The sequence below is a fragment of the Arcicella lustrica genome (assembly GCF_034930985.1).
GTDB lineage: Bacteria > Bacteroidota > Bacteroidia > Cytophagales > Spirosomataceae > Arcicella > Arcicella lustrica.
In genome coordinates this window covers 240405-260204 of the sequence record NZ_JAYGIM010000005.1, presented here as the reverse complement: position 1 = coordinate 260204, position 19800 = coordinate 240405, and the positions used below count along the sequence as shown (strand labels likewise).

General features: G+C 34.7%; 17 protein-coding genes. 14 read left to right on the top strand and 3 right to left on the bottom strand.

Going from position 1 to position 19800, the window contains the following annotated elements; all coding sequences use genetic code 11:
• Positions 1 to 32: 32 nt before the first annotated feature.
• Positions 33 to 971, bottom strand: a complete 939-nt coding sequence (locus tag VB798_RS07875) for a formylglycine-generating enzyme family protein (protein ID WP_323257680.1) — start codon at positions 969 to 971, stop codon at positions 33 to 35.
• Positions 972 to 1413: 442 nt separating this feature from the next.
• On the opposite strand from VB798_RS07875, the gene guaB reads away from it, so the two are divergent.
• From guaB to VB798_RS07820, 11 genes are all read left to right on the top strand, one after another.
• The gene (guaB, locus tag VB798_RS07870; RefSeq protein WP_323257678.1) at positions 1414 to 2883 is read left to right on the top strand and encodes an IMP dehydrogenase; all 1470 of its coding nucleotides are present in this window, start codon (positions 1414 to 1416) and stop codon (positions 2881 to 2883) included.
• 61 nt (positions 2884 to 2944) lie between these two features.
• Entirely contained in the window at positions 2945 to 3916 is a 972-nt protein-coding gene (locus tag VB798_RS07865) for a DUF3078 domain-containing protein (protein WP_323257676.1), read from the top strand.
• 49 nt (positions 3917 to 3965) lie between these two features.
• Positions 3966 to 4274, top strand: a complete 309-nt coding sequence (gene mscL, locus VB798_RS07860) for a large conductance mechanosensitive channel protein MscL (RefSeq protein WP_323257674.1) — start codon at positions 3966 to 3968, stop codon at positions 4272 to 4274.
• Between the two features lie 142 nt (positions 4275 to 4416).
• Positions 4417 to 5760, top strand: a complete 1344-nt coding sequence (murD, locus tag VB798_RS07855) for a UDP-N-acetylmuramoyl-L-alanine--D-glutamate ligase (protein WP_323257672.1) — start codon at positions 4417 to 4419, stop codon at positions 5758 to 5760.
• 32 nt (positions 5761 to 5792) lie between these two features.
• The gene (locus tag VB798_RS07850) at positions 5793 to 6935 is read left to right on the top strand and encodes an FtsW/RodA/SpoVE family cell cycle protein (protein ID WP_323257670.1); all 1143 of its coding nucleotides are present in this window, start codon (positions 5793 to 5795) and stop codon (positions 6933 to 6935) included.
• A gap of 95 nt (positions 6936 to 7030) precedes the next feature.
• Positions 7031 to 8131, top strand: a complete 1101-nt coding sequence (gene murG, locus VB798_RS07845; protein ID WP_323257668.1) for an undecaprenyldiphospho-muramoylpentapeptide beta-N-acetylglucosaminyltransferase — start codon at positions 7031 to 7033, stop codon at positions 8129 to 8131.
• 69 nt (positions 8132 to 8200) lie between these two features.
• Complete coding sequence (locus VB798_RS07840; RefSeq protein WP_323257666.1) at positions 8201 to 8932, top strand: hypothetical protein; 732 nt, start codon at positions 8201 to 8203, stop codon at positions 8930 to 8932.
• Positions 8933 to 9102: 170 nt separating this feature from the next.
• On the top strand, positions 9103 to 9528 hold the full coding sequence (locus tag VB798_RS07835) for a hypothetical protein (protein ID WP_323257664.1): 426 nt from the start codon (positions 9103 to 9105) through the stop codon (positions 9526 to 9528).
• Between the two features lie 167 nt (positions 9529 to 9695).
• Positions 9696 to 10526, top strand: a complete 831-nt coding sequence (locus VB798_RS07830; protein ID WP_323257662.1) for a group I truncated hemoglobin — start codon at positions 9696 to 9698, stop codon at positions 10524 to 10526.
• 533 nt (positions 10527 to 11059) lie between these two features.
• Positions 11060 to 12340, top strand: a complete 1281-nt coding sequence (gene hemA, locus VB798_RS07825) for a glutamyl-tRNA reductase (RefSeq protein WP_323257660.1) — start codon at positions 11060 to 11062, stop codon at positions 12338 to 12340.
• A gap of 79 nt (positions 12341 to 12419) precedes the next feature.
• A complete protein-coding gene (locus VB798_RS07820) occupies positions 12420 to 13031 on the top strand; it encodes a DUF4230 domain-containing protein (RefSeq protein ID WP_323257659.1) in 612 nt (203 codons plus the stop codon).
• Positions 13032 to 13267: 236 nt separating this feature from the next.
• Here VB798_RS07820 and VB798_RS07815 read toward each other — a convergent pair whose 3' ends face one another.
• Entirely contained in the window at positions 13268 to 13936 is a 669-nt protein-coding gene (locus VB798_RS07815) for a YggS family pyridoxal phosphate-dependent enzyme (protein ID WP_323257657.1), read from the bottom strand.
• Positions 13937 to 14069: 133 nt separating this feature from the next.
• Between VB798_RS07815 and VB798_RS07810 the strand changes: the two genes are divergently transcribed.
• Positions 14070 to 15038, top strand: coding sequence for a hypothetical protein (locus VB798_RS07810; RefSeq protein WP_323257655.1), 969 nt, complete (start codon positions 14070 to 14072; stop codon positions 15036 to 15038).
• Positions 15039 to 15379: 341 nt separating this feature from the next.
• Here VB798_RS07810 and VB798_RS07805 read toward each other — a convergent pair whose 3' ends face one another.
• Complete coding sequence (locus VB798_RS07805; protein ID WP_323257653.1) at positions 15380 to 16249, bottom strand: AraC family transcriptional regulator; 870 nt, start codon at positions 16247 to 16249, stop codon at positions 15380 to 15382.
• A gap of 182 nt (positions 16250 to 16431) precedes the next feature.
• Between VB798_RS07805 and VB798_RS07800 the strand changes: the two genes are divergently transcribed.
• Positions 16432 to 18864 (top strand): outer membrane beta-barrel family protein, encoded by a 2433-nt coding sequence (locus VB798_RS07800; RefSeq protein WP_323257651.1) that lies wholly within the window; start codon positions 16432 to 16434, stop codon positions 18862 to 18864.
• A 114-nt stretch (positions 18865 to 18978) separates the two neighbouring features.
• Positions 18979 to 19785: a crotonase/enoyl-CoA hydratase family protein gene (locus VB798_RS07795; RefSeq protein ID WP_323257649.1), complete on the top strand. Its 807-nt coding sequence runs from the start codon at positions 18979 to 18981 to the stop codon at positions 19783 to 19785.
• Positions 19786 to 19800: the final 15 nt, after the last annotated feature.

Below are 19800 nucleotides of genomic sequence, written 5' to 3'. Positions count from 1 at the left end.
AAAGCTTACGGCTCATAGCTCACAACTTATTACTATTTTAACATTTTCTCAAAAAAAGCCTCAACTTCTTCTTTGTTTGGCTGTTTTACTGGACGAATAATTCTGAAACCTACAAAGGGAGAATCGGCATTCCACCATTTACTTTTCGGAATCTGCGGATCTCTTCTATTCCAAACTGCATCCGATTTCAGGCGATTAGCACTTCTTAATTGAATGGCTTCATCTTGATAATTCCCCCCTTTTACAGTACTTGGATAACGTTTTAATTTTACATTATAAGGATTGGTTTCACCATCTTTTATGGTCTGATAAAAGTTTTCGTCATATTGGTCTAAAGTCCATTCCGCTACATTACCAAGCATATCGTACAAACCCCAAGCATTTGGTTTTTTCTCGCCTACATGATGATATTTATCTCCTGAATTACTTTTAAACCAAGCGTAATCTGACATTTTTGAAGCATCATTTCCAAAGAAAAATGTGGTGTTACTTCCTGCACGACAAGCATATTCCCATTCAGCTTCTGTAGGCAATCTGTGAAAAATTCCTGTTTTGTAATATAACCATTTACAATACATCAAGGCGGCGTATTGTTGCATGGAATTAGCAGGAAAACCACCAACTTTGCCCATACCCAAAGTGAAATCTATGTACGGAGGGCTGGGACGAGTAATAGCATCTGGTCTAGGTTCTGGGTCTCTTTCTTCTTCAAAGAATAATTGATATTCATCATAAGTAACTTCATAAGCCCCCATCCAAAAAGGTTCAATTTTTACTTTTACTTGTGGGCTTTCGTCGGCTTCATGTCCTTGTTCAGAAGCGGGACTTCCTAACATAAATTCCCCAGCGGGAATTGGCATCATTTTGTATTTTACTGAAGTATTTGGAATGGTCTGCTCGTAAGGTTTAAAATCTTGAGCAATAGATTTTTGGGCAATAATAATTAAAAAGATAAAGAGTGTTTTTTTCATAAGGTTTTGAAAATATTAAGGTTTCTCAAAATTAAAAAAACAAGCTTTTCTATATGTCCTGATTAATCATACTTTACTGATTTAAATCAGCAAAATATGCCTTGAAAGCATCTGTTTACTGTTGAAGTATTTTATCGTTTTTATTTCAGTAATTAAATACCTTACAATGCGGTATAGATTTTATTTACTTCATGGCTTTTTAACGCTGAGAAAACTGCATGTAGTTGAGTACCAATCTGCAATAGCAAAGTCTGGAGTAGTGAAGCTTACATTTTTTCCTTCAGTTAAAGTTTTCGTTTGTAGAGCATAATAAAAATTAATAAAGAATTTTATCGAATTAGAATTTTACAATTATTTAATAAGAATTTTTTCATGAATCTTTTAAAAGTACAAAAAAGGTAGTAACTTTGTCTTGCAAATAACAATATCAACGATATTTGCCATGTTAGATACATCCAAGTTCCTTTTTGAAGCCCTCACATATGATGATGTGCTTCTTCTTCCCGCTTATTCTGAAGTCCTTCCACGAGATACAAGTACGAAATCAAAACTTACTCGTAACATTATTTTAAATACTCCAATTGTTTCTGCTGCGATGGATACTGTTACCGAAGCTGAGTTGGCTATTGCTATGGCTCAAGAAGGTGGTATCGGAATTATCCATAAAAATATGACGATTGCCCAGCAGGCTGCTCAAGTAAGAAAAGTAAAACGTTCGGAATCAGGAATGATTATCGACCCAATTACACTTACTGAAGGACAAACCTTGGGAGATGCTCACCGCATTATGCGTGATTTCAAAATTGGAGGTATTCCAGTAGTGAACGATGCAGGAAAACTTATTGGTATTCTTACTAATAGAGACTTACGTTTTCAGAAAGATTTGACCAAATTGGTGACTGAGATTATGACCAAAAATAATCTTATTACTGCCAAAGAAGGTATTTCGCTTGAAGATGCAGAAAGCATTTTACAAGAATATAAAATTGAAAAATTACCAATTATTGATAAGAATGATACGCTAATTGGTTTGATTACTTATAAAGATATTTTGAAAAGAAGAAGTCATCCAAATGCTTCTAAAGATTCATTAGGTCGTTTAAGAGTTGGTGCTGCCGTAGGTGTTACTGCTGATTTATTAGAAAGAGTAGAAGCTTTAGTAAAAGTTGGTGTTGACGTAGTAAGTATTGATACTGCACACGGACATTCAAAAGGTGTAATTGATGCTTTGAAATCAGTAAAAGCAAAATTCCCAAATCTTGATGTAATTGTTGGTAACGTAGCAACTGGCGAAGGTGCAAGAGCCTTAGCCGAAGCAGGTGCTGATGCCGTAAAAGTAGGTGTTGGTCCGGGAAGTATTTGTACTACTCGTATCATTGCTGGTGTGGGTATGCCACAATTAACGGCTGTTTACGAAGCCGCTTTAGCCGTTGCAGACTTAGGCGTTCCGATTATTGCTGATGGTGGAATTCGTTTCTCAGGTGATATTGTAAAAGCAATCGCTGGCGGTGCAAGTACTGTTATGATTGGTTCAATGTTGGCTGGTACAGACGAAGCACCGGGTGAAATGATTATTTTTGAAGGACGTAAATTCAAAACTTATCGTGGTATGGGTTCTGTAGAAGCAATGGAAGATGGTTCTAAAGACCGTTACTTCCAAGATGCAGAAGACGACATTAAAAAATTAGTACCAGAAGGTATCGTTGGTCGTGTACCGTTCAAAGGTGCTGTAGCTGAAATCATTTACCAAATGGTTGGTGGCTTAAAAGCAGGTATGGGTTACTGCGGAGCAGGAAACATCGAAGCCATGCAAAAAGCGAAGTTTGTAAAAATTACTGCGGCTGGTTCAAGAGAGAGCCATCCACACGATATTACCATTTCAAAAGAGGCACCTAACTACAGTGCCAAATAAGAATAAAATACTTTAGTCCGTTATTTGTGGAAATTATAAATAACGGACTAAAAAATATATTATGAAGAAACAGCATTTTCTCTTCTTTATCGTAAGCTTATTTTATTCGTCGAACATTTTTGCTCAAGAAGTAAAAAGTCAAGAAGTAAAGCCTCAAGAAGTAAAAACACCAGAAGTTAAACCGCAGGAAACCAAACCACAGGAAGTTAAGCCTAAAGAAATAAAAAAAGATACTTCGTATTGGAAAAAGAAAACCCAATATGGTGCTAATTTCAGTAATGCTGATTTTAATAATTGGAGTCCCGGAGGGCAAAATGCTACAGGTTTCACCGTTTTTTTTAATACAAAAAGAGAATACGCTAAAGCAAAAACTACTTGGGTGAACGATTTGCAAATGCAATATGGCTTGCTCAATAATGGTAACGGTTTTAGAAAAAGTATCGACCGCTTGTTTTTTGATTCAAAAGTGGGTCATAAAATATCTCCTACATGGGCTTTGGTTGGAGTATTCAACTTTCAATCACAATTTACTTCGGGTTATAAATATGGCGACGTTGCTGCCAATGATATAAAGATTTCTAACTTTTTATCGCCTGCTTATATTACAGAATCTATTGGGTTTGAATGGCGACCAAAACCTTATTTTAGCATGGTAGCATCGCCAGGTGCTATTCGTCAGACAATTGTAACAGACAATGGTGTAAGAGAAAAAGACCCAATAACTGGTGAATTGAAACCAGCTTATGGTGTACGAGTGGGCTCTAAGTTTCGTAATGATTTTGCCTTAATTCAAATCGTATCAAACTTTGATAAAGATATTGCTAAAAATGTCAACTTGAAATTACGCCATCAAGTTTTTATCAATGCCAACTCTTTAGGACATATTGATAATAGAATTGATGCGAAAGTTGCCGCTAAAATCAACAAGTATTTTAGTGCTACTTTTGATTTCATTTTACTTTATGATGACGATTTAAGCACTAAAATTCAGCAGGCTAGAAATTTAGGTTTAGGTTTCTTACATACTTTCTAAGATTTTCACCATATTAGTATTGTCAATTACTCTAAAAACACTCAGAACAATGCTAAAAGAATTTAAAAGTTTTATTGCCCAAGGCAATGTCCTTGACTTGGCAATTGGTGTAATTATCGGAGGTGCTTTCGGTAAAATTGTTACTTCATTAGTCGATGATATTCTGATGCCAATCATTGGGATTGCATTAGGAGGCGAAAATTTTGCTACGTTATCTGTTATGGTAGGTAAAGCGGAAGTGAAATACGGAAATTTCATCCAAGTTACTGTTCAGTTTTTAATCATTGCTTTTATGATTTTTTTAATCATAAAAGCCGCTAACAAAGCTGGAATCACGGATAAAACGACTGAAAAGTGATAGGAAAGTTTTGATATTATTCAATAAAGCCCGAAGTGTAAAAACTTTGGGCTTTTATTTTTTCCGTTAAAAAGATTAGAAGAGGGCTGAGATTTTGGTTACTTTGCAAATTGAATTTTGAGAACATAACAAATTCTGGAATATGAAAAAAATCGCAATCTTGGGCGGAGGTGAAAGTGGCGTTGGTGCAGCTTTATTGGCAAAAGCAAAAGGCTTTAAGGTGTTTTTGTCGGATAAGGGTATTTTATCAGACAAGTATAAGGAAATTTTGAATCAAAATGAGATTCCTTTTGAAGAAGGACAACATACAGAAGAACAAATTTTAGATGCTGATGAAGTAGTGAAAAGTCCGGGAATTCCAGATAAAGTTGCTTTAGTTCAAAAGTTGAAATCGCTTAGAATTCCTATTATTTCAGAAATTGAATTGGCTTCACGTTATACAAAAGCAAAAATTATTGCGATTACAGGAAGTAACGGAAAAACAACGACCACACTGTTAACCTATCATTTACTGAAAAATGCAGGTCTGAATGTCGGCTTGGCAGGCAATATTGGCGATAGTTTTGCCAAACAAGTAATTGATGATACACTTGATTATTTTGTATTAGAACTTAGCAGTTTTCAGTTGGATAATTGTTTCGAATTTAAGGCTGATGTTGCTATTTTACTCAATATCACGCCCGACCATTTGGATAGATATAACTATGAATTTCAGAATTATGTAGATTCTAAATTCAGAGTTTTACAGAATATGACACCTTCTGATAACTTTATTTTTTATCAAGAAAGTGAAGCACTAGCAAATGAATTAGCTAAAAAGACATTCCCAGTCAATTATCTGCCAGTTTCATTACAAGAAAAAGTAGCACAAGGAGGAAGTTTACAAAACGAAAGGCTTGAGGTTACTTATCAAGAAAATCATTTCTCATTTGCTTTAGAAGATTTGCCCATCAAAGGTTCGCATAATGCGATCAATGCAATGTCTGCTATTTTAGTTGCAAAAGTATTGGGCATTGAAAACGATAAAATTGCAGAAGGGTTAAAATCTTTCAAAAGTGTAGAACATCGCCTTGAGCCTTGCGGAGAAGTTGGTGGCGTAAAGTTTGTCAACGATTCAAAAGCGACAAATGTTGATTCTGTTTTTTATGCACTGGGTAGTTTCAACGACCCAATTGTGCTAATCATGGGCGGTGTTGATAAAGGCAATGATTATAGCCAAATTGAAGCCTTGGTTGAACAAAAAGTAAAAGCCTTGATTTGCATGGGAACGGATAATCAAAAATTATTAGATTACTTCGGCAAAAAAGTACCCTTGATTTTCTCGGTTGATAGTATGCAGAAAGCCGTTACGCTTGGGCAAGAAGTAGCCACTGAAGGTGACGTAGTTTTACTTTCGCCTGCTTGCGCTAGTTTTGATTTATTCAAAAATTACGAAGATAGAGGACGACAATTCAAAGCGGCTGTATCAGCATTGACAATTGCTTAAACAAAATATTATTTCAAAAATTCATTGAAAAAATGGTGACAAATTGGTTAAAAAGTAATCTTAAAGGCGATCATCAGATATGGACTATCGTTGCAGCTTTGTCGATGATAAGTATTATTGTCGTATCAAGTGCATCTGGGAAATTAGCGGTAATGGCTAGTGGAGGTATTTTTTATCATATCTTTAAACATATTATTTTGGTTTCGTTGGGGCTTGGTTCGATGTGGTTTTTTCATCGACTAGACTACCATCGTTTTGCGATGTATTCCAATGCTGGTGTAATTCTATCTTTTGTACTCTTGATTTATGCTTATAAATTCGAACAAGGAATTAACCATGCCAATCGTTGGATTCATGTTGGTGGTTTAACATTTATGCCTTCCGATTTAGCCAAATTATCTTTAATTACCAATTTGGCGGCAATGTTAGCCAAACGGCAACATGTGAGTTATACTTTTAATGAAATTTTACCGATGATTGTAAAAATCATTTTGGTCTGTTCGGCAATTGCACTCACCAACGTTTCTACTTCCTTACTTTTATTTACCACTTGTTTTTTGTTGATGTTTTTCGGAAGAGTACCTAGCCAATATTTACTATTGGCTTTAGCGGGTATTTTCATTACGGCAACTTTATTGGTTATGACCGGAACAGGTAGCCGTATCGAAACAGCCAGAAACCGTGTTATCAACTTTGCCAGTGGTTTAAAAGGAACGAAGAAAAAAGACGCCTCACAAACTTCCGATTATCAAATTGAAAGGAGTTTTTACGCCATCGCCAACGGTGGAGTTTTAGGAAAAGGGCCCGGAAAAAGTCAACAACGATACTTCTTAACAGAATCTGAATCTGACTTTATTTATGCCATCATTATCGAAGAATGGGGGATGATTGGTGGTGTATTTGTTTTGGGGCTTTATCTCTGGTTTTTATATCGAGGGATGAAAGCCGTGGATAGTTCTGGGCGAGCCTTCGGAGGCTTACTTTCTGCTGGACTAACCTTTAGTTTAGTGATTCAAGCAATGGTGCACATGGGCGTTGCTACTGGTTTAGGACCTGTTACAGGGCAAAACTTACCACTTTTAAGTATGGGTGGTAGCTCCCTTTTGTTCACGGGTGCAATGGTCGGAATTATCATTGCGGTGAGTAGAGATAAAGTAAAAAATCCAATTTTATAAGCTATCAGCCCTTCGTTGTCAGCTATTTGTTTTTAACAGTACCAAAATAAGTTTTTAGTTTAAGGCTTAAAACTTATTGCTTAATTATCATTCAAATGACCAAAGTCATCATCTCAGGTGGAGGAACAGGCGGACACATTTATCCTGCCATTGCTATTGCTAATGCTTTAAAGGAAATTAATCCTGCTATTGAAATTTTGTTCGTTGGAGCAGAAGGAAAAATGGAAATGGAAAAAGTACCAAAAGCGGGTTATCAAATTATTGGTTTACCCATTGCGGGAATCAATCGTTCTAATTTATTAGCTAATCTTAGCTTTCCTAGAAAATTAATCGCAAGCCTGAGCGAAGCCAGAAGTATTATTAAAGATTTTAAACCAGATGTTGCAATAGGAGTAGGAGGTTACGCTTCTGGACCATTATTGTTGGCGGCATCTATGATGGGGGTTCCTTACTTGATTCAAGAACAGAATTCTTATGCGGGTGTTACCAATAAATTACTAGCGAAAAAAGCAAAAAAAATCTGTGTGGCTTATCCAAGAATGGATACTTTTTTTGATGCAGAAAAAATAAAAATGACGGGCAATCCTGTCAGAAAAGATATTTTAGAAGTAAAATCAAAACGAGATGAAGCTTTAAAACATTTCGGTTTGCAAACTGATAAAAAGACAGTTTTAGTAATTGGTGGAAGCCAAGGTGCCAGAACAATCAATGAATCTATTGATGCGGGATTAACCAATTTGGTCGGTGCCGGTTATCAAGTAGTTTGGCAAACAGGTAAATTGTATATCGACAGAGCCAAAACGACTGCAAGTGTTTTCAAAGGTCAGGTTTATGTTTCTGATTTTATTTATGAAATGGATTTGGCTTATGCAGTGGCTGATGTGGTCGTTTCAAGAGCGGGAGCTTTATCGGTTTCTGAATTATGTTTGGCGGCGAAACCTGCTATTTTAGTGCCTTTGCCAACGGCTGCGGAAGATCATCAAACCATGAATGCCATGAGTTTGGTTAATAACGATGCTGCTATTTTGGTAAAAGATATTGCTGCCAGAGAGACTTTAGTAAAAGCTACGATTGATTTATTGCAAGATGCTTCAAAGCAAGAAGTGCTGAGCAAAAATATCCATCAATTAGCCAAACCAGAAGCGGCGAAAGAAATCGCTAGTGAAGTATTAAAACTCATTGGGAAAAACCAATAAAGTATTTATGCGAAAGGCCATGAATGTTTCGTTGATTACTCAATCATTATCAATACTTTAATCACTTCAATGACTAAGAAAATACTATTACTCGTTTTTTGTTTTTGTCTAACGCTTAGCAATGTTTTGTTTGCTCAGTCTATCAATGGAGTATGGCAACAAGTAAACCCTAATGGCAATACTTCAAGGTTGATTTGTACTGAAAACTATTTAATGTTTGCTACTTATCAAACCAATGATAAACATTTTGTCAATACAGGTGGAGGTACTTTTGAAATATTAAAAGCAGATTCAAAAACTATTTTATCTTTCAAAAGAGATTTTAATACAGAAGATTCTACTTTGGTAGGATTAACCGTAGCTAATATTTTTTCTTTGGATAAAAATACTTTAACCCTTACTCAAGGTCCTTTGGCTGGTACTTGGTTACGAATTACGGAAAAATTAAGTACAGAACCTTTTTCAAATGCACTTTGGCGTTTACGAGCAAAAGAAGACAAAGCATTTAAAATGCAAACTGTTTTTAAAGGACCTTTTAAAACAATAAAAATATTTTCTGGAGAACACTTTCAGTTGGCGAGTTTCAATATTGATACACATCAGTTTTTTGGCACTTTTGGCGGTACGTTTAGCAAGAAAAAGGAGAAGTATATTGAAAAAATTACTTTTTCTTCAAAAAGAAACAAAGAAGTGAATAATTCATTTGAATACGATTGTGTAATCAATGGCAAAGATTGGATTCATGCTGGGCAAAGTGCTACAGGCGAAAGAGTACACGAAGTCTGGGAAAAAGGATATTAAGACAACAATTAAGTATTAACCGAAACGGGGAATTTCTGAGAGGAGATTCCCCGTTTTTTATTTTTCTAGTTATTTTTTCAAATCCAGCAATCCAAGATGAAATGTCTTTCGTAGATATGTCTGTTGAATGAAAAACATATCTAAAAACTTCCAAATAAATATTTTCAGCCATGCAAACGCTAACCAAAATATTCAAAGTAACAAGCATTGTCATTTTAAGTCTTTTCGTTGCTTTTGTTGTTTATGCCAATTGGCAAGAACCGCCACTTTCTGAACGCTTGAATTTAAAACCAATTTCCCTAGCTGTTTTTAATCTCGACCGTGACTTATCGGTTCAAGATAGTATAAACATCGCCAACAAATTATCCGCTAACATAGGTATTACTGCTGCCACAGTAAACCGCATGGGAAAAACCGTAAGTGTTACTTTCCATGAAGACGAAACCTCAGAAGAAGCATTGAATAAAGTGCTAACTTCTGAGGATTTCAATCCTTCAAAATTAGATTTTAGCACTTTCAAAGGTCCGCAGTGTCCAGTTCCTTCAGAATACATTGATTTTATATTAGGAGCAAAAAAGGCATTATGCTTTCGATAAGTATTATCAATAGCACACTTTTAAGCAATAATCCTATAAAGTTTTCATCGCTTCTTGACTATTAAAATTTAATCTTCATTGCTCGAACATTCTTAAAATTAATCGTAAAAGTTGTGCATAACGAGCGTGCAAAACTCTTACAGTCATCGGTAAAATTTTTAAAAAACATGAAAAAAACAATGCAACTATGGGGCGCATTCCTCATGGCAGGAATGCTTGTGTTTACATCTTGCAGTAAAGATGATGAAGTAGTTCCTGTAAAATCTCTTTATGACCGTCTGGGTGGTAATGCTGCCATTTCAGCAGTAATTGACCAATTTATTACGAATGTTGCTGGTGATGCTAGAATCAATGCTTTCTTTGCTGATGCTGCTGGAGATCCTGCACGTCTTACAAGATTACGCAACAATTTGATTAACCAGGTTGGAATGGCAACGGGTGGAATGGAAAAGTATTCTGGACTTGACATGAAAACGGCTCACAAAGGAATGGGTATCGAAGAATCTCATTTTAATGCTTTAGTAGAAGATTTATCATTATCACTTGATAAATTTAAAGTACCAGCTACTGAAAAAACAGAATTGTTAACAGCTTTGGCTACCATGAAAGGTGATATTGTTGAAGGGCCTACTTCTGTATATGTACGTTTGGGAGGCAATCCTGCGATTACTGCCGTGATTGATGATTTTATTGGAAAAGTAGCTGCTGATACTCGTATCAATGCTTTTTTTGCTGCTGCTGCTGCTGACCCAGCTCGTTTGAATCGCTTGAAAATGAATCTTGTAAATCAAGTTGGTCAGGCTTCTGGTGGACCAGAAAAATATACAGGCTTAGATATGAAAACGGCTCATAAAGGAATGAAAATTACAGATGCACATTTCAACGCTTTGGTGGAAGATTTAACCGCATCTTTAGTAAAATTCAAAGTTGAATCAAGAACAAAAATTCAATTATTGACAGTTTTGGCGAGTCTTAAAGGAGATATTGTAGGGCAATAAGTTTACAAAGAAAAAGGTAAAAGGTTTTTTCAGAATAGAATTCAATGTTCATTTCAAGAATACCTTTTGCCTTTTTTATTGAATAGAATTATAGCTAAAAACTATTCTGATATACAAAATATCAATTTTTACTATTAAATATCTTTGTTTACTTTTGTGAAGTAAAGGTTTTGAATGGAATAAAATGAATACTCATCCTTAGTCAAGCTAATTAATATTAACATTAAAATTGATTAAAGTCAGTTTCGAAGCGTAAAAACTCTACTACCTTTCGACAAAATTAGAAAACAGTGAAATTGTATTTTTTTTAGAATACAGAACAAAGAATAAGCGTCTTATTTATATGTATTCTAAATTATAGATAAGTATAAATAATTAGCCATTATTAGAGCCAATCATAATCATTCGTGTTGTAATTTTACACAATTATTCAATTTGTGAAAATATGGCACACAGCGTTACAAATTGTTTAATTGTATAGCTTTAAAACAAGGATATTTTCTTGTTGAAGCGAATCGGAATTGTAAGGAGTCATGAAAAATATTTTCAAAGCATTAAGTTTATCATATAAATCTGCTCCCTTGGCGGTGCGAGAACAAGTAGCTCTAACGGAGGAAGAAATCAAAAATTTCTCACTTAAAATTAGAGATTTGTTTGGCATTCAAGAAAGCCTTGTTGTTTCTACTTGCAACCGAACTGAAGTATATTATGTAGCCGAACAAAATATCACGGCTGAATTAATCAAAGTATTATTAATTGAAAAAGGAATTAACAATACTGAATTATATTTTGATTATTTCCAACAACTTAATACACAAGCAGAAGCGGTTCAGCATCTTTTTGAAGTAGCAACAGGTTTGCATTCAAAAGTTGTTGGCGATTTGCAAATTCCTAACCAAGTAAAACAATCATATCAAATCGCTGCTGATTTGAACATGGCTGGGCCATTCCTTCACCGTTTGATGCACACGATTTTCTTTGCAAACAAACGTGTTGCTCAAGAAACTTCTTTTCGTGATGGTGCCGCTTCTACGTCGTATGCTGCAGTAGCTTTGACAGAAGAAGTAACTAGAAATATCAACAATCCGAAAGTATTGATTTTAGGTTTAGGCGAAATTGGTATTGATGTTTGCAAAAACATGGCAGACCAAGAATTTGCTGAAATCACAGTGATGAATCGTACTCTTGCTAAAGCTGAAAAAATCGCTGCGGGACGTAATTTCAGAATTGCAGATTTTTCTACTTTAGAAAGAGAAATTAAAAGAGCCGACGTAATTATTTCTTCAGTGATGATTGATAAACCAATTGTTACCAAAGAATTAATCGAAAGAATCGGAATTCTTACTTTCAAATATTTTATTGATTTATCAGTTCCTAGAAGTGTAGAGGATAATGTAGAGGAAATTCCAGGAGCTTTAGTATATAACATTGATAGTCTTCGTGAACGTGCCGATGAAGCTTTGAAAAGTCGCTTAGCATCAATTCCTCATGTAGAAAGAATCATTGCAGAAGCTATTGTAGGTTTTGATGATTGGTCGAAAGAAATGGTTGTTTCACCAACAATCAACAAATTGAAAAATGCACTTGAGCAAATTCGTAAAGAAGAGATGGCTCGTCATTTGAAGAATCTTTCACCCGAAGAATCTGAGAAAATCGAGAAAATTACGATGGGCATTGTGCAGAAAATCATGAAGTTGCCAGTAATTCAGTTGAAAGCAGCTTGTAAACGTGGAGATGCAGATCAATTAGTAGATGTACTAACCGAATTATTTGATTTAGAAAAGCAACCAGATAATTCAGCTTACAGTCACTAATTTTCGATAAATAATACTTTTAGAACCTGCGAATTATTTCGTGGGTTTTTTGTTTTTAGATAAATATCATCTCAATACTATGCTTATATATCGTAGATTACTTCGTTTAATCCCTTTGATTTTATTGATTATTTTGGCTGTTTGGGCATGGGAGAAATTTAAAAATTTAAAAAATCCTTTTGGAGATGCCGAACCAGAAGTATCGCATAGCGTGCTTTTACAAAAGATTACTTCCATGGGAAAACTGGAGTTGGTAAAGTATAATTTCAGAGATGTGGTAGAAAGTCGTATTAAAAAAGACTTTTTGCCAGATGCAAAAGTATTGTTAATCGTCACAGGAGAAGCCACAGGTTGTTTGGATTTAACCAAGATTAGGGTTGCTGATATTACAGAACAAGACAGTATTTTAGTCGTTCATTTACCAGAACCTGAAATCTGTAATTTTAAAATAGACCATTCAAAATCAAAGGTTTATAATACAGAATACGCTTTTATGGATGAAGCAAAATTGGTTGATGAAGCTTTCAAAAAAGCAGAAGTACAAGTAGCACAATCGGCGAAAGAAATGGGAATTCTGGAGCAAACTAAAAAATCAGCAGAGCAAATTTTAAAGCCTTTTCTGGAAACTGTTTCTAGGAAAAAAGTAGTATTAAAATATGCAATGAAAGATAAAAAGAGAGAGTTAGGATAACATAAGTTATCACTAATTTTAAAATCACAAAAAAGCGGTCGAAATTAGTTTTTCAACCGCTTTTTTGTGATTGATGGACACCGAATTCCTACTGTTTGAGCGAAGCGAGTTTAGGAATTCTTGATTTTCTTTTGTTACTTTTCTTTCATCAAGGAAAGAAAAGTAAGGACTATGATAATTCCAAAGACCTCTAAAATCTTTTTTGTATTAAAGGGGAATTCAGGTTGATTTACACCTTAGCGATGTCCAAAAATCGCAGAACCAACCCTTACCAAAGTAGAACCTTCTTCGGCAGCAATCAGAAAATCTCCCGACATTCCCATTGAAATTTCTTTTAATTGTAGGTTATCACTTTCAGGAATTGATACCTTTAATTCATCAAAAAATGTTTTTAAACTTCTGAATTCTAATCTGATTTGTGCTTGGTCGTCCGTATTCGTTGCCATACCCATCAAACCCACAATTTTGATGTTTTTCATGCTTTTAAACTCATCTGATTGTAAGAGTTCTTTGGCTTCATCTTGTGATAATCCAAATTTAGTTTCTTCTTGGGCAATATAAATTTGTAATAAACAGTCAATAATTCTATTATTTTTAGTAGCTTGTTTATTAATTTCCTGAAGTAGTTTTAAAGAATCAACAGAATGAATCATTGCTACAAAAGAAGCCATGTACTTTACTTTATTACTTTGTAGATGACCAATCAAATGCCATTCAATATCTTTAGGCAAGATTTCCCATTTTTCAACCATTTCCTGAACCTTATTTTCGCCAAAGGTTTTACAGTTTGCTTGATAGGCTTCTTCCAAATCAGCAATAGGTTTAGTTTTAGTTACAGCAATTAATCGTGCTGTTGTGCCTTGTAATTGAATATTGATATTATCTAAATTTTTTGCGATGCTCATGGTTTCAGCTCAAGAATGATTGGTAAATATTTGTATTTTTGTGTAATCGGGGGCAAACACTTAGTTTTGCAAAATTAAACCAAACTTATAACGTTTAAAGTTAATACAAACATAAATTATCAAATACTAGCCAATGGAGGAGTACAATCCAAATAGACAAAGTGAACAGAAACTTAAAATCGCCGTTGCTGTATTGATTATTTTGGTTACAGCATTGGGTTTTTTATATTTCAGAGAACGCCAGTTTAATAAAAGAAACGAAGACTTAAGCGATTTACAAGCGAAGGATTTGTTAGTAGCAAGTACCAAATTAGATTCGATAGAAAATCAGTTAAATACAAAAATTATTGAAATTAAACGTTTGGGTGGTGATGTAAGTGAGTTGATTCGTGCAAAGCAACAATTGCAAAAAGATAAAATAGCATTGCAGAAATCAGTAGGTTTTTCAATGAAAAAGTATGAGTTGAAATTCAAGAAATACCTTACTTTATTAGGAGAGAAAGATAATGAATTAGTGAGTTTAAGAAAAGAGAATGGTATTCTAGCTGCGATGAACGATTCGCTGAGTAAAGAAGCTCAAGCTCTTTTAGAAGACATTTCTTTTGCTCAAAAAGCTTTGAACGATTCTGCCATTAATTATACAATTCGCCAAAAAGAATTATCTGAACGTAATAGAGAACTGTCTGAAAAGGTTTCTCAGGCGGCGGCTCTTCATGCCGAAAGTATTAATGTTTATGCGATTTCTGTAAAAGGGAAAGAAAGTGATGGTGGTGTTTATAAATCAAAGAAAGTAGATAAAGTAAGAATTACCTTCTATTTGCAAGAAAATCCACTGACGACACGAGAAGCGAAAGTGATTTTTTTAAGAATTATCGACCCCTCTGGTCAGTCTATAGCGGATATGAGTACTGGTTCTGGCAGTTTTACGTATAAAAATAAAGACGTTACTTATACAGCCAAGCAAAGGATTGTTTATGATAACAGTCATCAATCTGTTGAATTCGTTTACAGTCGTGGACAAGCTTATAAAGATGGCAAACATATCATAGAATTATATGCTGAAGGCTACAAAATCGGCGAAGGCTTTTTTGAAGTGAAATAAAATAAAAAGAGGAGTTTGATATCAAGCTCCTCTTTTTTATTTATCAGTCTTTAATGCTTTTCCTATCCCTCTAATTGACTTTTACGATGATTATAATTAAGATGAAATTGGCATCTAGTAAGATTGAATGCTCATAAAGTAAAATGGAATTGGCATCTAGTAAGATTAAATGCCCATAAAGTAAAATGAAATAGTCATCTAGTAAGATTAAATGCTCATAAAGTAAAATGGAATTGGCATCTATTAAGATTAAATGCCCATAAAGTAAAATGGAATTGGCATCTAGTAAGATTGAATGCTCATAAAGTAAAATAGAATTGGCATAAAGTATTTTATCAACCCTATCTTTTCAAAGCCGAAGGCGTATGCCCATATTTTTCTTTGAAGGCTTTTATGAAGTGCGAGACACTTTCATAACCAATTTCCATACTGATTTCCGAAACGTTTTTCTCTGTCTTTTCTATTTGTAAACAAGCGTATTCCAAACGTTTATTTTTAATCCAAAGGGCTGGTGTTGTATTGAATTCTTGTTGAAAATCTCTTTTAAATGCCGACAAACTTCTTCCTGAAAGTCTTGATAATTCTTCTAAAGACAGTGGTTTTAAATAGTAAGAATTCATCAAAAAAGCTAAATCAGGTTTCTCGCCTTTGTACAAACTAAAAAGTATTGATTTAAACTGCTTTGAATGGTCAATTTCCAAAATGTGCAAGAGTAATTCTTGTAATTTTAATCGTAAGAAATGATTCAAATACTGCGTTTCATGATTGAAATACGGGAAAATAGATTCAGTGAATTTATCCAAACTTTCAGTAATTTCTAGTACCAATAACTGATTCGCATTATTCCACATCACTTGTAAAGCTTGGCTACTTTGGTATTCTTCAAAAAGCTCTAAATGTTGGCTGACAAATTCTTTCAAAAGCTTTTCGTTAAAGAAAAAAACCAAACTTCTGTAGCTCGCATCAATGGTTTCTTGCATTAAATAATAGCCTCTCGGAATAAACACCACACTTCCTTTACGCACAAGAATCGTCTGGCTAGGCAAGGTAAAACGCTTTTCCCCTTCCAAGACAAAAATCATGGCATGTTCTTCAAAAAACACTTCGTTTTTTAGAGGTGGGTCTTGGTTGCGATAGGCAACGAAAGTCATATCCTGAATCTTCAAGGATTGAAATTCACCAGCGTGTATAAGGGAAGGGACTCTAATCATGGCAAAAATTTATACATTTCTTTTCGTAAATCCATATCATTTCTGTAGAAATTATCATTCATAAGGCTTTGCCTGTAAGGGTGCTATCCTGAATGTTTAACTTTTGTTAAGACTTTTTAACTTTTTGCATGCAACATTTTGTAGAACCTTTGCATCTTCTTGTCAAATCAACAAAATGCTCAATGCTCATGACCTTTAAACCTACTTTTTTTGCTTTATTTCTCTTTACTACTATTCAAGCTTTGGGACAGTCAACTGTTTCAGGAATAGTAATTGACGAAAAAAAACAGGCTGCTTCTTTCGCTAATGTATTGATTTTGAATGAAAAAGATTCAACAATGGTAAAAGGTGCTGTAGCTGATGTGGATGGTAGATTCCTTACGCCACAAATTCCTCATAATACTTATTTACTTGCTATCACGGCGATAGGCTATCAAAAGTACTACCAAAAAATCGAAGTACGTGCAGATTTGAATCTTGGAAATATTCAATTATTGCCTGAATCTAAAACGCTTTCAGAAGTAGAAGTAAGCGTAAAAAAACAATTGATAGAACGTTCGGGCGATAAAATGATTATGAACGTAGATGCCAGCCCGATTACTTCTGGTTTGAACGGTTTAGAACTGATGGAAAAAGTACCGGGCATTACGGTAGATAGAAATTCAGAAACGATAAAAGTAAAAGGGAAATCGGGCGTAATGGTGATGATTGATGACCGCAAAACTTACCTAAGCGATGAACAATTAGCCAATTTCTTGAAGACTCTAAAGAGTGATGACATTGATAAAATAGAAGTAATTACCAATCCGTCGGCTCGTTACGATGCTTCTGGAACTACGGCAATTATTAATATCAAAACTAAAAAAGGCAAAAATTTTGGCACAAACTACATCGTGGATATGGGTGTAGGTTATAGCAATTATAAAGAATATGGTAGTTTTCCCAAAAATAATCAAGGGATTACCATGAATGCCAAGAAAGGGAAATATACACTTTATGCCAATGTCAGTAGAAATTACATGACTTGGTTTAATGCTTTTAATGAAACACAAGAATTGTATGAAGGAAGTAATTTGGTGGAAACTCGTAAAAACATCGGAAAGGCTTTAGGGAATGGAAATTCGTGGTCATCAAAAGTAGCCTTTGATTATGATTTTAGTAAAAACACAAGTGTAGGTTTTACAGTACAAGGGGCTTTGTCGGATAATCTTTTTGAAAGAACGATTAACCAAAGTAATCAACAGCTCAGCACAACGAAAGCCATTCAAATGTTGCGTAACCGTAATACAGATAATAAAAATTACCTCATCAATACGCACTGGAAACAAAATTTTGATACATCTGGAACAGTACTGAACGTAGATTTTGATGTGATTATTAATAAAATAACATTCGACGACCGTTTTAAAACAACCAACATGCTGGAAAGTCAACAAAATGTAGTAAATAATCAGATTTACTCGCCTGAAAACTTTGTTACTTATGCTTTGAAAGCTGATTTTATCAAGAATTTAACTAAAAAAGTAAAATTAGAAACTGGTTTTAAAAGTAGTTTCTCAGATAATGCAAAAGACTTTAATGATAATTTCAGAGACAATGGTGCATTGGTGAATTCATATTTCAAGTTCAAGCAAAATATTCATGCCGTTTACTTTATGCTGAATACAGAACTCAGCAAAACCTTGAATTTACAAACAGGTTTGAGAGGTGAGCAAACCTATACTTCTGGAACTGACAGAGCTGGCGAAGAGCTTTCAACCCAGAACTATTTTAATTTGTTTCCAACGCTTTCTTTGAATAAAAAAGTAACAAAAGATTACGCTGTTTCTCTGGGTTTTTCTCGCAGAATCAATCGTCCAAACAGTGATAACTTTAATACTTTTAATCGCTTTTTCTCGCCACAACAATATGCTAAAGGAAACCCTAATTTACTTCCTTCTTTAAACAATAGCATTTCTATGACGCATACGATTAAAGATGCTTTTAGTTTTTCGGTAGATTACGTAACAGTAAAACAGTTCTTTGCGGAGGTTTATAGTGTAGATTCTGTTTATATTCCTGGAAATCGTTTGATACAAGAATCCATAGAAAATGTAAATGGCAAAGTATCATGGTGGAGTTTTAGTGCTTCATTACCGTTCAATCTTACAAAATGGTGGAATGTCAATTTAAATATTTGGAGTGGAATTAATATGTATAATTATAGCAGAGAAAATGCCGTTGTTAATGTAAACCAATTTTATAGTGGCTTGTATTTGCAACAGACATTTACCTTGAATAAAACACTTTCTGCTGAAATTTCGGGCTATGTAAATTCGGGCGAAACATGGGGTTTTGAAACCAGTAAACCACAAGGCGCTTTTGATTTAGGCATCAAGAAATTCCTTTGGGATAAAAAAGCTACTTTAAAAATTTCTGTCCAAGACCCTGCCTATTTGAATCGTTATAGAAATGTAGCAAGAACAAATGAATTGGTTTCTACAGGAGAATATCGCTGGGATAACCGCAGACTAAGAATCAACTTTACTTATAATTTTGGTAATACCAACGTAAAAGTAAATCAAAGATCAAATGGAGATAACGATGGCGGAGGCGGAGGTAAAGGCAGAAGTTAATCGAAATATTTTACTTTAATTTTGCGTTCCATTTCAATATCGTCTAACTTCAACATTCACAGAGAAACTACTGATATTCAGTTTTTTCTCTGTGATTTTTTTATTCCCAAAAACATGGAAACGCTCAAATTATCAATCCAAAACCATATTGCTCATCTTATCATCAATCGCCCAGATAAAGCCAATGCGCTGAATCAAACCGCTTGGGATGAAATCTTAGAAATCTTTACTGAACTAGACGAAAATCCAGAAGTAAGAGTAATCGTACTGGAAGGTGGCGACAGCAAACATTTTTGTGCAGGAATAGATTTAAGTTTGTTGATGTCGGTTACACAATCGCAAACTTCATGTGATGCCCGCCGAAGAGAAAAAATCAGAAAAGATATTTTGCGTTTACAAGCTCCAATCAATGCTATCGAAAATTGTTCTAAACCAGTTTTAGTAGCAATTCATGGTGGTTGTATCGGTGGCGGAGTAGATTTAGTTTGTGCTTGCGATATGCGTTATTGTACTGAAGATGCCTTTTTCACGATTAAAGAAATTGACATGGGCATGATAGCAGATTTGGGAACTTTGCAAAGACTACCCAAATTGATTGGCGATGGTTTGGTGCGAGAAATGGCTTATACAGGCAGAAATGTGGAAGGAAAAGAAGCTGAGAAAATCGGAATTGTAAATCGTACTTTTACTGACAAAGAAACGATGTTGGCAGAAGTAATGAAATTGGCAGCAACGATTGCCCAAAAATCGCCTGTCGCCATTCGTGGAACAAAACATATTTTATTGCATAGTCGTGATAATTCGGTAGCCGACGGACTTAATTACATGGCAACTTGGAATGCGGGAATGTTACTCTCTGCTGATTTGCAAGAAGCTTTTGAAGCGAAAATGACTAAAAGAGAACCTAAATTTGGAAATTGAATAAAAGGACTCCTC

What these genes read in the sequence shown, in the direction of transcription:
- VB798_RS07875 (WP_323257680.1), bottom strand. Translation starts at nt 971, where the DNA reads ATGAAAAAAACACTCTTTATCTTTTTAATTATTATTGCCCAAAAATCT.
- guaB (WP_323257678.1), top strand. Translation starts at nt 1,414, where the DNA reads ATGTTAGATACATCCAAGTTCCTTTTTGAAGCCCTCACATATGATGAT.
- VB798_RS07865 (WP_323257676.1), top strand. Translation starts at nt 2,945, where the DNA reads ATGAAGAAACAGCATTTTCTCTTCTTTATCGTAAGCTTATTTTATTCG.
- mscL (WP_323257674.1), top strand. Translation starts at nt 3,966, where the DNA reads ATGCTAAAAGAATTTAAAAGTTTTATTGCCCAAGGCAATGTCCTTGAC.
- murD (WP_323257672.1), top strand. Translation starts at nt 4,417, where the DNA reads ATGAAAAAAATCGCAATCTTGGGCGGAGGTGAAAGTGGCGTTGGTGCA.
- VB798_RS07850 (WP_323257670.1), top strand. Translation starts at nt 5,793, where the DNA reads ATGGTGACAAATTGGTTAAAAAGTAATCTTAAAGGCGATCATCAGATA.
- murG (WP_323257668.1), top strand. Translation starts at nt 7,031, where the DNA reads ATGACCAAAGTCATCATCTCAGGTGGAGGAACAGGCGGACACATTTAT.
- VB798_RS07840 (WP_323257666.1), top strand. Translation starts at nt 8,201, where the DNA reads ATGACTAAGAAAATACTATTACTCGTTTTTTGTTTTTGTCTAACGCTT.
- VB798_RS07835 (WP_323257664.1), top strand. Translation starts at nt 9,103, where the DNA reads ATGCAAACGCTAACCAAAATATTCAAAGTAACAAGCATTGTCATTTTA.
- VB798_RS07830 (WP_323257662.1), top strand. Translation starts at nt 9,696, where the DNA reads ATGAAAAAAACAATGCAACTATGGGGCGCATTCCTCATGGCAGGAATG.
- hemA (WP_323257660.1), top strand. Translation starts at nt 11,060, where the DNA reads ATGAAAAATATTTTCAAAGCATTAAGTTTATCATATAAATCTGCTCCC.
- VB798_RS07820 (WP_323257659.1), top strand. Translation starts at nt 12,420, where the DNA reads ATGCTTATATATCGTAGATTACTTCGTTTAATCCCTTTGATTTTATTG.
- VB798_RS07815 (WP_323257657.1), bottom strand. Translation starts at nt 13,936, where the DNA reads ATGAGCATCGCAAAAAATTTAGATAATATCAATATTCAATTACAAGGC.
- VB798_RS07810 (WP_323257655.1), top strand. Translation starts at nt 14,070, where the DNA reads ATGGAGGAGTACAATCCAAATAGACAAAGTGAACAGAAACTTAAAATC.
- VB798_RS07805 (WP_323257653.1), bottom strand. Translation starts at nt 16,249, where the DNA reads ATGATTAGAGTCCCTTCCCTTATACACGCTGGTGAATTTCAATCCTTG.
- VB798_RS07800 (WP_323257651.1), top strand. Translation starts at nt 16,432, where the DNA reads ATGCTCATGACCTTTAAACCTACTTTTTTTGCTTTATTTCTCTTTACT.
- VB798_RS07795 (WP_323257649.1), top strand. Translation starts at nt 18,979, where the DNA reads ATGGAAACGCTCAAATTATCAATCCAAAACCATATTGCTCATCTTATC.